This is a genomic window from Streptomyces arenae (assembly GCF_022343545.1).
GTDB classification, from domain to species: Bacteria; Actinomycetota; Actinomycetes; order Streptomycetales; family Streptomycetaceae; genus Streptomyces; species Streptomyces humi.
Genome location: NZ_JAKQYH010000014.1, coordinates 1 through 12101, shown reverse-complemented (window position 1 = coordinate 12101; position 12101 = coordinate 1). Strand labels below are relative to the sequence as shown.

At 71.8% G+C, this 12101-nt stretch carries 11 protein-coding genes; 4 read left to right on the top strand and 7 right to left on the bottom strand.

Annotated elements, in window-relative coordinates:
• Positions 1-21: 21 nt before the first annotated feature.
• Both MB828_RS07625 and MB828_RS07620 read right to left on the bottom strand, forming a co-directional pair.
• A complete protein-coding gene (locus MB828_RS07625; RefSeq protein ID WP_046732614.1) occupies positions 22-552 on the bottom strand; it encodes a DUF2617 family protein in 531 nt (176 codons plus the stop codon).
• 339 nt (positions 553-891) lie between these two features.
• Entirely contained in the window at positions 892-1212 is a 321-nt protein-coding gene (locus MB828_RS07620; RefSeq protein ID WP_301647501.1) for a hypothetical protein, read from the bottom strand.
• A gap of 139 nt (positions 1213-1351) precedes the next feature.
• Between MB828_RS07620 and MB828_RS07615 the strand changes: the two genes are divergently transcribed.
• Positions 1352-2539, top strand: coding sequence for a pyridoxal phosphate-dependent aminotransferase (locus MB828_RS07615; RefSeq protein ID WP_133023493.1), 1188 nt, complete (start codon positions 1352-1354; stop codon positions 2537-2539).
• Between the two features lie 16 nt (positions 2540-2555).
• Here the strand turns inward: MB828_RS07615 and MB828_RS07610 are convergent, their stop codons facing one another.
• Positions 2556-2918 carry a signal peptidase I gene (locus MB828_RS07610; protein WP_301647500.1) on the bottom strand — a complete coding sequence of 121 codons (363 nt, stop codon included), beginning with the start codon at positions 2916-2918 and terminating at the stop codon, positions 2556-2558.
• 195 nt (positions 2919-3113) lie between these two features.
• On the opposite strand from MB828_RS07610, the gene MB828_RS07605 reads away from it, so the two are divergent.
• The gene (locus tag MB828_RS07605; RefSeq protein ID WP_430381343.1) at positions 3114-4292 is read left to right on the top strand and encodes a hypothetical protein; all 1179 of its coding nucleotides are present in this window, start codon (positions 3114-3116) and stop codon (positions 4290-4292) included.
• A 32-nt stretch (positions 4293-4324) separates the two neighbouring features.
• Here MB828_RS07605 and MB828_RS07600 read toward each other — a convergent pair whose 3' ends face one another.
• The 3 genes from MB828_RS07600 to MB828_RS07590 form a co-directional block, all read right to left on the bottom strand.
• Entirely contained in the window at positions 4325-4855 is a 531-nt protein-coding gene (locus MB828_RS07600; RefSeq protein ID WP_133023494.1) for a YbjN domain-containing protein, read from the bottom strand.
• Positions 4856-4957: 102 nt separating this feature from the next.
• The gene (gene clpB / locus MB828_RS07595; protein ID WP_301647499.1) at positions 4958-7591 is read right to left on the bottom strand and encodes an ATP-dependent chaperone ClpB; all 2634 of its coding nucleotides are present in this window, start codon (positions 7589-7591) and stop codon (positions 4958-4960) included.
• Between the two features lie 372 nt (positions 7592-7963).
• Entirely contained in the window at positions 7964-8260 is a 297-nt protein-coding gene (locus MB828_RS07590; protein WP_046730465.1) for a (2Fe-2S)-binding protein, read from the bottom strand.
• Between the two features lie 333 nt (positions 8261-8593).
• Here MB828_RS07590 and MB828_RS07585 point away from each other — a divergent pair, with 333 nt between their 5' ends.
• Complete coding sequence (locus MB828_RS07585; RefSeq protein WP_301647498.1) at positions 8594-9625, top strand: helix-turn-helix transcriptional regulator; 1032 nt, start codon at positions 8594-8596, stop codon at positions 9623-9625.
• Positions 9626-9686: 61 nt separating this feature from the next.
• Positions 9687-10667, top strand: a complete 981-nt coding sequence (locus tag MB828_RS07580) for a helix-turn-helix transcriptional regulator (RefSeq protein WP_301647497.1) — start codon at positions 9687-9689, stop codon at positions 10665-10667.
• Here the strand turns inward: MB828_RS07580 and MB828_RS07575 are convergent.
• Positions 10630-11700, bottom strand: coding sequence for a helix-turn-helix transcriptional regulator (locus tag MB828_RS07575; RefSeq protein WP_301647496.1), 1071 nt, complete (start codon positions 11698-11700; stop codon positions 10630-10632). The genes MB828_RS07580 and MB828_RS07575 overlap by 38 nt on opposite strands.
• Between the last annotated feature and the right edge of the window lie 401 nt (positions 11701-12101).

The window sequence follows — 12101 nt, the reverse complement described above, 5'->3', positions numbered from 1 at the left end:
TTGACGCCCAGTTGGTTTATGTCATCGACCGATGGACTGCGCTACCGGAGCCCGTACGCCGACCCTGGTCCTGGTCGCCACCAACTGGCCGTCCTGCGGGTAGGCGTGCCAGGTCCGCCAGTGCACCTGGCCCTCGTGGCGCTGGGCGAGCAGCGCGGTGAACGCGTGCGGGCTGCCGGGGAAGACCCCGGCGAGGCCGTGCGGGTGCTCGGAGACCAGGGCGAGCAGTTCCTGGGCGCGGCCCGCGAAGGAGCCGGGTGACAGCACCTCGACACGGGCCGCGAACTCGTACTCCCAGTCGCCGTTGCGCTTGGCGACCCCGAGCGGCAGGGGGGTGCTGGACCCCGGGATGCACGCCACCGTCTCCGAACAGCCGCCCCGCTCCTCCTCCAGGAGCACCTGGTGGGACGCGCCGAGCAGTCTCAGCTGCAGCTTCGCCCCGCTCAGTTCCAGGTCGAGGGTGGCCAGGGCGGGCAACGGCTCGCGCCCCAGGGCCCAGGCGAGGTCGGCCGCGCGCGTATCGGTGTAGGAGGTGTTGAGGGTCGTGAGCATGGATCGGCTCCGCTAGCACGCAAAAGAAGGGGAGTGTGGTCCGGCGCACCTCGGTCGACACCGGGAGAGCGGCCCGGCCGGCCCAGCCGGGGAGGGGTGTCGTCAGGACGTCCGAGGTGCTGCTTTGGTGATTTAGAGGGAATCATGAACTGTGGCGCTGCCACAGCGTTTTTACCCAACTTCGTGGGGTTTCCATCCCTCAGAGGGCTCCACAGCTCAACTGTTCAACCATGTCGTGCGCCGTAGGGCACCCGGCGCGCGCCGGGGCGTCCGCGGAGAGCTCCCCCGCCCTCCCGCCGGACGCCCCGTCCCCCGTTCCCCCCGCTCCCCCTCCCCCGGTCAGTTGCCCCCGCCGCAGCCGCCACCGCCGCCGCCGCACGAGGACCCTCCGCCGCAGGAGGAACCGCCTCCGCACGAGGAGTGACCGCCACCGCAGGAGTGCCCCCCGTGGTGGCCCCCGCCGTGCCCGCCGTGCCCACCGTGCGACGAGGACGACGACCCGCCGCCGTCCCCCGCCCACCAACTGCTCGAGCCGTCGTACGAGGAGGACCCGCCCCCGCCGGACGCCGACCCCTTGCCCGACCCGCCCCTGCGGGCCACCCCCCGGACGATCGCCAGACAGACGATCGCGGCCACCACCACGACGAACACGGCGCTCATGGCGTCACCTGCTTTCCTTCCCCCTGGGACGACCCCCCGTGGGCGCCCCGGCCGCCGCGGGAGCGCGGCGTGACCCTGGGATGCCCGGCCGTCTCACCAGCCAAAGCAGAGTTGAGGAAGTCCAGAGCTTGGGCGCAGGATGACCGGCATGACCTCCAGCGAACGCCCTTTCCTCAATCGCCGGCTCGCCGAGTTCGGGACCACGATCTTCGCCGAGATGTCCGCCCTGGCGCTGCGCACCGGCTCCATCAACCTGGGGCAGGGCTTCCCGGACACCGACGGCCCCGAGGAGATCAGGGAGGCCGCCGTGCGCGCGCTGCGCGAGGGGCGCGGCAACCAGTACCCGCCGGGTCCGGGCGTCCCCGAGCTGCGCACCGCGATCGCCGCGCACCAGGAGCGCCGGTACGGGCTGTCGTACGACCCGGACGCCGAGGTGCTGGTCACGGCGGGCGCCACGGAGGCCATCGCGGCGGCCCTGCTGGCCCTCGTGGAGCCCGGTGACGAGGTCGTCGCCCTGGAGCCCTACTACGACTCCTACGCGGCCTGCATCGCGATGGCCGGCGGCACCCGGGTGCCGGTCACGCTGCGTCCGGACGGCGGCGCGTTCCGCCTCGACCTCGACGAGCTGCGCGCCGCGGTCACCCCGCGCACCCGTCTGCTGCTGGTCAACACCCCGCACAACCCGACCGGCACGGTCCTCACCCGCGCCGAGCTGACCGCGATCGCCGAGCTGGCGGTGGAGCGGGACCTGCTGGTGGTGACGGACGAGGTGTACGAGCACCTGGTCTACGACGACGCCGAGCACGTGCCCCTCGCCACCCTGCCCGGGATGCGCGGGCGCACCGTCACCATCGGGTCGGCCGGGAAGACCTTCTCGTTCACCGGGTGGAAGGTCGGCTGGGTGACGGCGGCCCCGGCGCTGGTCGCGGCGGTGCGCTCGGCGAAGCAGTTCCTGACGTACGTCTCCTCGGGCCCCTTCCAGTACGCGGTCGCCGAGGCCCTCGCCCTTCCGGACGCGTACTTCGAGTCCTTCCGCGAGGACATGCGGGCCAAGCGCGACATCCTCGCGGCGGGTCTGAAGGAGGCGGGTTTCGAGGTCTACGACACCGCCGGCACGTACTTCATCACCACCGACATCCGCCCGCTCGGCGAGAGCGACGGCTTCGCGTTCTGCCGTTCGCTGCCGGAGCGGGCGGGGGTCGTCGCCATCCCCAACGCGGTCTTCTACGACCACCGGGAGGCGGGCGCGCCGTTCGTGCGGTTCGCGTTCTGCAAGCGCGCGGAGGTCCTGAAGGAGGCGGCGGAGCGGCTGCGGAAGCTGTCGTAGCCGGCGGCCGGTCCGGCTAGGCGGAGCCATCCGGCACGGCGTAGCCGGGTACGGACGGCCAGCGCACGGTCAGGACCACCGACTCCTCCTCGGCGACCCACGAGTGGCCGACCCCGCGGCCCCAGACGACGTAGTCGCCCTGCTCCGCCAGCAGGACGCTGCGGCCAGGGAGTTGGACGCGGAAGCGGCCGCTGACGAGGACGAGGAGGGCGGTGCGCTCCTCGCCCTCCACCCACCGCGCCCGCTCGTCGCCGCGCGGGTGGACACCCCATTTGATCTCCACGGCCTCGCTGTGCCGCGGATTGCCGGGGCCCTTGAAGTGCCCGAGCAGCCACCCCCGGTCCAGGGCCGCGTCCACACCCGCGTTACCCACGTACACGCCGTCACCCGGGCCATTGCCCACGCCGTCACCCGAGCCTTCGCCCACGCGGCCGTTCACGCCGTCACCCAAGCCGTCACCCAAGCCATCGTTCACGCTGTCGTTCACGCTGTCGTTCACGCGGCCGGACGGTAGCAGTCCCCCATCGGGCGCCTATTTCTCGCTCGCCTCGGCGTCCGACGGCACTGTGCCAGTGTGAGCCACGCCAGCACCGCCCTCGCCCCGCCCGTCGCCCAGCGGCCCGGCACCCGGCTGTCCCTCGTCACGGCCGGCGGGGTCGCCGTGGGGCTGTTCGCGGCGGTCCGGCTCACCGGCATGGCCGTGTTCGCGCTGCTCGCGTGGGCGGGCGGCGGGCATCCGCTGACGCTGCTCGGCCGGTCCTGGGACTCGGCGTGGTACCTGGGCATCGCGGCGCACGGCTACGGCCGCACCCTGCACTTCGGGCCCGGCATCGTCCACAGCGACCTGGCGTTCTTCCCGCTCTACCCGGCCCTGATCCGCACTCTGACGGCCGTGACGCCGCTCAGCGGGGCGGGCGCCGGGCTGCTCGTGGCCTGGACCGCGGCGGCCGTCGCCGCGGCCGGTGTCTACGCGGTGGGGGCCCGGCTGCACGGCCGTGCGGTGGGCACCGCGCTGGTGCTGCTGTGGGCCCTGCTCCCGCACTCCGTGGTGCTGTCCATGGCGTACACGGAACCGGTGCTGACCGCGTTCGCCGCCTGGTCGCTGTACGCGGTGCTGGCCGGGAACTGGCTGTGGGCGGGGTCCCTGGCGGCGCTGGCGGGCCTGTCCCGGCCGAACGGCTTCGCGGTCGCCGCGGCCGTGCTCGTCGCCGCCGCCTGCGAGCTGCGCCGCCACCGCGGCCGGGTTACCCACAGACTGTGGACGGGCGCGGCGCTCGCCCCGCTCGGCTGGACGGCGTACGTCCTGTGGGTCGGCGGCCGCACCGGCGACCTGCTGGGCGGCTACTTCGACGTGCAGCGCCTGTGGGGCTCGCGCTTCGACCTGGGCCGGGGCTCGCTGCGCTTCGTCCGTGAGCTGCTGCTGGGCGCCCACCGCCTCGTCTTCCCGGTGGCCCTGCTGATCGTGGCGGCCGCGGTGGTCCTGTACGCCCTGCTGGCCCTGGACCGGGCCCCGCTCCCGCTGCTCGTCTACAGCGCCGTGCTGCTGCTGATCACGCTCGGCGGCTCGGGCTTCTTCGAGTCGAAGCCGCGCTTCCTGCTCCCGGCCTTCCCGCTGCTGCTGCCGCCGGCCCGGGCGCTGGTGCGCACGGCGAGAGCCCGGCCCTGGCACGCGACGGTGATGGTCACGGCCCTGGCCGGGCTCTCGTTCGGCTACGGCACGTACCTCGTCGTGTACGCGCGCACACCGCTGTAGGTCTGCTGCTTGCCCGCTGCCTGCCCGGCTGCTTATTCGTCGCCGTCTTCGGGCTTGTCCGCCTCGTTGACGGCCTCCTCCAGGCCGAGCTGCTCGACGAGCCACTTGTCGAACTCGATCGCGGCGCGCACCCAGCTGACCGTGGACGAGACGAAGTGGTTGATGTCGACGCCGGTGCCGATCAGCATCTGCGCCTCACCGATGAGACGGACCGTGCCGTCGTCGTGGGTGTGGGTGTAGACCTTGGGCCACAGGGTCCGCCGGTTCCAGTCGTCGATGGACTCGAGCAGCTGCGGCTTCTCGTCGATCTTGTGCGGACGGTCGTAGAACGTGCGCACCGAGAAGACCGCCTGCTCGTCCTCACCGCGGAACATGAAGTACGTACGGAACTGCTCCCACGGCGCCGCGAGGTCACCCTCGTCGTCGACGACGTACTTGAGCTCCATCTGGTCGAGGAGCTGCTTCACGAGATCCTGATCCGGGACGACGGGGCCCGCCGGTCCTTGGGGCTGCGGCTCGGGCTGGCCCCCGAAGTTCGGAATCGAGGACGGGTCGATGGTCACCGTGTTTTTCCCTTCATACGGATCCTGCCATCCTCTCCCATCCGGGGAGGGGGGTGGCAACCCCCGCCCCGGCGGGTTCACCTCCCGTTGGCGGAATTCAGCTCAGAGCGTCTTTCCGGTCTCCGTACCGCTGCTCCCGGCGGCCTCGTCGGGGGTCGCCGGACCCACGATCAGCCCCTCTCCGAAGGCGTCGACACGGATCGTGTCGCCGTCCTTGACCTCGCCCGACAGGATCTCCTTGGCCAGCCGGTCGCCGATGGCGGTCTGGACCAGCCGGCGCAGCGGGCGGGCGCCGTACGCCGGGTCGTTGCCCTCCTCGGCGAGCCAGGCCAGCGCCTCCGGGGTGACGTCCAGGGCGAGCCGGCGGTCGGCGAGCCGCCTGGCGAGCCGGTCGATCTGGAGCCGGGCGATCCGGGCCAGCTCGTCCTTCTCCAGGGCCGAGAAGACCACCAGGTCGTCGAGGCGGTTCAGGAACTCCGGCTTGAAGGAACGCCGGACCGTCTCCAGGACCTGCTGCTTCTTCTCCTCGGCGCCGAGCGACGGGTCCACCAGGTACTGGCTGCCCAGGTTCGACGTCAGCACCAGGATGGTGTTGCGGAAGTCCACCGTGCGGCCCTGGCCGTCGGTGAGCCGGCCGTCGTCGAGGACCTGGAGGAGGATGTCGAAGACCTCGGGGTGGGCCTTCTCCACCTCGTCCAGGAGGACCACGGTGTACGGGCGGCGGCGGACCGCCTCCGTCAGCTGGCCGCCCTCCTCGTAGCCGACGTAGCCGGGCGGGGCGCCCACCAGCCGGGCCACGCTGTGCTTCTCGCCGTACTCGGACATGTCGATGCGGACCATCGCCCGCTCGTCGTCGAAGAGGAAGTCGGCGAGCGCCTTGGCGAGTTCGGTCTTGCCGACGCCGGTCGGGCCGAGGAAGAGGAAGGAGCCGGTGGGGCGGTCCGGGTCGGCGATGCCGGCGCGGGACCGGCGTACGGCGTCGGACACCGCCCGTACGGCCTCGGTCTGGCCGATCAGACGGCGGCCCAGCTCGTCCTCCATGCGGAGCAGCTTCTGGGTCTCGCCCTCCAGCAGCCGGCCGGCCGGGATGCCGGTCCAGGCGGCGACCACGTCGGCGATGTCGTCGGAGGCGACCTCGTCCTTGACCATGGTGTCCTTGGCCGTCTCCTCCTCGGCCTCGGACGCGGCCTCCAACTCCTTCTCCAGCTGCGGGATCTCGCCGTACAGCAGCTTGGAGGCGGTGTCGAAGTCGCCGTCGCGCTGGGCGCGTTCGGCGGTGCCGCGCAGGGCGTCGAGCTTCTCCTTCAGCTCACCGACCCGGTTCAGGGACTGCTTCTCGCGCTCCCAGCGGACGTTGAGGCCGCGCAGGTCCTCCTCCTTGTCGGCGAGGTCACGGCGCAGCTTCTCCAGGCGCTCCACGGAGGCCGGGTCGGTCTCCTTCTCCAGCGCCAGCTCCTCCATCTTCAACCGGTCGACGGAGCGCTGCAGTTCGTCGATCTCGACCGGGGACGAGTCGATCTCCATGCGGAGCCGGGAGGCGGCCTCGTCCACCAGGTCGATGGCCTTGTCGGGGAGGAAGCGGGAGGTGATGTACCGGTCGGACAGGGTCGCGGCGGCGACCAGCGCCGAGTCCGCGATCTGCACCTTGTGGTGGGCCTCGTAACGGCCCTTGAGGCCACGGAGGATGGCGATGGTGTCCTCGACGGTCGGCTCGGCGACCAGCACCTGCTGGAAACGGCGCTCCAACGCCGGGTCCTTCTCGATGCGTTCGCGGTACTCGTCGAGGGTGGTGGCGCCGACCATGCGCAGTTCGCCGCGGGCCAGCATCGGCTTGAGCATGTTGCCGGCGTCCATGGCGGAGTCGCCGCCCGCGCCGGCCCCGACGACCGTGTGCAGCTCGTCGATGAAGGTGATGATCTGCCCGTCGGAGTCCTTGATCTCGGCCAGGACGGTCTTCAGCCGCTCCTCGAACTCGCCCCGGTACTTGGCGCCCGCGACCATCGCGCCCAGGTCCAGCGCCACCAGCCGCTTGTCCTTCAGCGACTCGGGCACGTCCCCCTTGACGATCCGCTGCGCGAGCCCCTCGACCACGGCCGTCTTGCCGACGCCGGGCTCGCCGATGAGCACCGGGTTGTTCTTGGTACGGCGGGACAGCACCTGGACGACCCGGCGGATCTCGGTGTCCCGGCCGATGACCGGGTCGAGCTTGCCGTCCCGGGCGGCGGCCGTGAAGTCGGTGCCGAACTTCTCCAGCGCCTTGTACTGGCCCTCGGGGTCGGCGGTGGTCACCCGGCGGCCGCCGCGCGCCTTCTGGAAGGCCTCGGCCAGCTTCTTCGCGGTGGCGCCCTGCCGGTCGAGCACCTCGCCGGCCGCGCCGCCCTTCGCGGCGATACCGATGAGCAGGTGCTCGGTGGAGAGGTAGTCGTCGCCGAGGTCCTTGGCGCGTTCCCCGGCGTCGGCGATGACCGCGAGCAGGTCGCGGTTGGGCTGCGGCGGCGCGACCGTGGACCCGGTCACGCTGGGCAGCGCGGCCAGCGCGCGCTCGGCGCCCTGGCGTACGGCGGCCTGGTCGGCGTCGACGGCCGCGAGCAGGTCGGTGATGTTCTCGTTGTCCTGCCCCGCCAGCAGAGCCAGCAGCAGGTGGGCAGGGGTGAGGTCCGCGTGCCCCTCGGTCACGGCCCGGCTGCTGGCCGCGTTGATGGCGTCCCGGCTCCTGTTGGTCAGCTCGGCGTCCACGTTCGCGTTCTCCTCCTACGTCCCCATGCTGGTCCCGGTACTGACTCAGCCAACGTACACAAACTTGAGTCTATTCCACTCAAGGTGAGACCGGGAGGTCTTCCGGCAACTGTTCCGCAGGAGGTGCGGGAGGGGTACAGGGAGGGGGCACGGGGAGGCCGGCGTGGCGTGTCCGGGGAGGTCGGCGCGGCGGGGCCGGGGCGGCCGACCCGTTCCACCGGCGGGTTTCGGCCACCGTGAATGATGGCCGGAAGCGGCCGATACCAGGAAATGTCCCCACAAAACTGCAGCGGCGTCACCGTGTTCAGGTCACGGTGACGCCGCTGCGGGGGGAAGCACCTGAGCGATCTTTGTTACGACGGGGGAATCGCGTCAGGCACTGCGGGGGGTGGCCGAGATGGTCCTCACGTCCGGTACCTCCGGCTCAGCCAGCCGATGGTCCCGTTGGTCCAGATTCACAAAAATCATGCCGTACCGGACGGCACAGCGCACAGGCTGTGGCGCGCCCCGCGGCTTGCGCAGGCATCGGTACGCCCGTACGTCCTCGTCCTCGTCCCTCGTGACGACCACCGGTTCTCCGAAGACGGTCACCATCAGCGAGTCACCACTGTGGGGGATGGCGGTGACCAGGTCGATGAAATGCCAGCCGGATCGGTACGCGGTGGCCATCTCACGGCGGAAGGATCGGTCGTCGGGTGGGGTGGTCACTTCAGCTCCCGGCTCCATCGGTCACGGAATCAGTAGCGCCGGCAGTCTCGGAGTTCACGGCAACCGATGGCCAGCTGCTGTTCGCACGAACCTCACTCTTCCCGGCGGCCGAAAAGCCACTGAGCACCCCGAGGGCTGCGACGGCGGACAAGGCGGCGACAAGTACCGAGCGAAGCAGTTTGTTACGCATCTTCGGCTTCGTCCTCACTTGAAGGTCCCCTTTTCCCCCGTCAGGTACGACGATGGCTCATTCGGGCACGTCGTGGCCACACAATCGGTGCATCATGTTCCTGCATGTTCAGGACCCTGGGGGGTGGAGTTTTGGTAACAAGTCACTCAAATGCGACACATCCCCATGCCGTGAACGAGCTGTGCACGGAGGGTAGTCGGCTGTATGCGGCCGCTCTGCGCGCGGGACGCATCGCGCGCGCGGACGCGGAACCCGCGCCCTGCCTGATGGACTCCGCCCTGCTGCACCCCGATCCCGACGACCCGAACTGGCTGCGGCCGGTGCCGGCTGCCATCGCGCTGGCCCAGCGTCTCAACCCCCTCGAACGCGAGATCACCGAACGCCGGCGGCTGGCCACCGACATCGCGGGGACCTTCGAGCCCTTTCTGTCCATCGGCGGCCAGTCGACGGCGGGCGGCGGCTCGATCACGGTCCTGGAAGGCGGCGAGCGCATCAACACCGCGCTCAACCTGGCGACCGCCCAGTGCCACACGGAGATGCTCACGGTCCAGCCGAGCGACCGGATCTCCGAGGCCAGCATGCTGCGCGGCCTGGAACGCGACCGGCCCCTCATAGAACGGGGCGTACGGATCCGGACGCTGTACCAGCACACCGCCCGCTACAGCCAGGAGAAGCTGGCCTACGGAGCCCAGCTCGCCGACGGCAAGGTGGAGTACCGCTCCATAGACGAGCTGGTGGAGCGCCTGATCATCTGTGACGAGACGGTCGCCTTCATCCCCATCCGCGAGGACCAGCAGGTCGCTCTGGAACTGCGCCACCCGGGCCTGGTCCGCTACCTGGTCAAGGTCTTCGAGTTCATGTGGACCCGGGCCGTGCCGCTGAGCGCCGGCGCCCCCTACGAGACGGCTCCCGACGGCATCACCGACATCCAGCACTCGATCGCGAAGCTCCTGGTCGAGGGGCACGTCGACGAGGCCATCGCCCGCCGGCTGGGCATGAACGTCCGCACCTGCCGGGCCCACATCGCCAAACTGGCCCAGGTGCTCGGCAGCGGCAGCCGCGCCCAGCTCGGTTACCTGATCGCCCAGTCCGGGATCCTGGACCGGAAGATCCCCGAGGACGGCGGCGGCACGTGACGTCCGCCCCGGGCACCGAGCACGGGAGGCCGGCGCTCCCGGAGCGCGCGGAGGCGGCTCGTTGACCCGCTGCGAGCACGGGGTCGAGGAGCTGTGCCCGGCCGGCGCGAAACTGTACGAACGCGCGCTGCGCGCCGGGCACATCAGCGTCCGGGACGCCGCCGACGCGCCCTGCCTGACCGACTTCGGCCTCCTCCACCCGGCGCTGGACGACCTGGACCGGCTGGAGCCCGAGCCGCCCGCCACGGCCCTGCACCGGCTGCTGCGCTCGGCCGCCGCCCGCGTCGCCGACGAACGCCGGCGCGAGGAACGGCTGGTGGAGCTGTTCGAACCGCTGATGCGGGTCCACGCGCCGTCCCCGCCGGACGGCGGCACCCCGACGCTGCGGCTGCACAGCGGGACCCGCCCCATCAACCGGGCCATCACCGACGCCATGGCCGAGGCCGGCCGGGAGGTGCTCTGCATCCAGTCGCACTCCGGTCTCACCGGCGCCCGCGGCCGGGCCGCCGCCGCTGCCGCCCGGGACCGGGACCAGGCGATCCTGGACCGGGGGGCCCGGGTCCGCGCCCTCTACCAGCACACCCTGCGCCATGTGCCGGAGGTGTACGGCGTCTTCGAGGAGCTCCGGGGCGACTTCGAGGCCCGTGCCCTGGACGAGCTGCCCGACCGGCTGATCGTCATCGACCGGACCGTGGCCTTCGTCCCGGCCGACGCGGACGGCTCCCTCGCCCTCGAGGTCCGGCATCCGGCGCTGATCACGTACTTCGTCACCACCTTCGACCGGCTGTGGCGGCTGGCCACCCCGATCTACCCGGACGTCGAGCACCGGCCCACCGTGGGCGGCGTCACGCCGCGCCAGCGGGCGATCGCCGCCCTGCTCGTGGAGGGTCACACCGACGCCGTCATCGCCGAACGGCTCGGCATGAACGTACGGACCGCCCGGGACCACATCGCCCGGCTCGGCGTGACCCTCGGCAGCGACAGCCGCGCCCAGCTCGGCTATCTCATCGGACGCTCGGGGATCCTTGATCGGGAAGACTGACCACGGCCGGCGCCGCACCCTGCGCGCTGGTCCCGCTCGCCCCGCCCGGCGGCCGGTCCAGGCCCACCTGCGCTATCCGCACGCCCAGTTGGGTACGGCTGGCCGCGCCCAGCGTCTCCGAGAGCCGGGCGATGTGGGCACGGCAGGTACGGACGCTGATGCCGAGGCGTTCCGCGATGACCGCGTCCTGGTGGCCCTCGGCGAGCAGCGCCGCGATGGACTGCTCGCGGTGCGAGATGCCCTCGATGCCGGTGTCGGGCAGCGGGGCGGTGAGCGGGATGGCCAGCCGCCACAGCCGTTCGAAGACCGTGACGAAGTACTCGACCAGGGCGGGGTGGCGCAGCTCCAGGGCCATCGTGCGGTCCGCGTTCGCGGGGATGAAGGCGACCGTGCGGTCGAAGAGGATCAGCCGGTCGATGACCTCGTCGAGGGTACGGGCCTCGACCGCGTCGCCCATCAGCTCAAGGTAGTTGAGCAGTCCCTGGCCGTGCCGGGCGACGTGGGTGTAGAGGTCGCGCATCCGCACGCCGCGGCCGCGCAGGGCGAGGGCCCGGTGCAGGCCCTCGGTCAGCTCCGACTCGCGGCGGATGCCGCCGGGCTGCACGGTGAGCACCTCGGCCGTGCAGGCCTCCGTCGCCTCGTCCATGGCCGCCTGGATCCGTGACAGCCCGTCAAGGACGCGGATGGCCGCCGTACCGTCGGCGGCGGCCGTCAGGTCCGGCAGCTGCCGCCCCAGCCCGGCGTACCAGTCGAACGCCGCCACCGCCGAGCCCACGCGTCGCTGGCTGTCCGTCACCTCGTCGTAGACCCCGCGCAGCAGCCGGGTCATGACCTCCTGCGGGGAGGTCGGCACCAGCCAGTCCATGTCGTCGGGGTCCGGGTGCAGCAGCGCCAGTTCGAGCAGACAGGGCACCGCGTCGGCGTCCGTGCGCGGGACCCGGCCCCGGCGCACGGCCCGGGAGTACACGCGATCCCCGGCGGCGCACAGTCGGTCGGCTCCGTGTGGATGCTCCTCCGTCCCGTGCCCGGCCATCGCCCATTCCACCCCCGGTTTGCCACCTCTTCCGCAGCGCAACTATGAGCGGTCCGGACCGGCTCCGCAACACGGCTCCTCTCGCACCGGGCGGCGTAATGCGGGGGTACGCCCAGGTATCGACCGGCCTCCGGAGGCCCCGTTGCAACAAGATGACGGTGGTGGGCAGGGAGTGCGGACGGCATCGTGGAGATCGCTTCCCACGGGTGCCCCCGAACACCCGGCGGGGTCCCGGCCCGGCCTCCCCCGTTCGGGTCGGGGCCCCCGCAACGCGTCCACGGGGGTGGCGCGTTGCGGGCAGGGCCGCTCCGGCCTGCGGCGCACCCAACCGACTCACCCGCGCCGCAGGCCCCGCCCAACACCCCCCCACGGCCCTCCACTCCCCGTCACCCACCCCACCC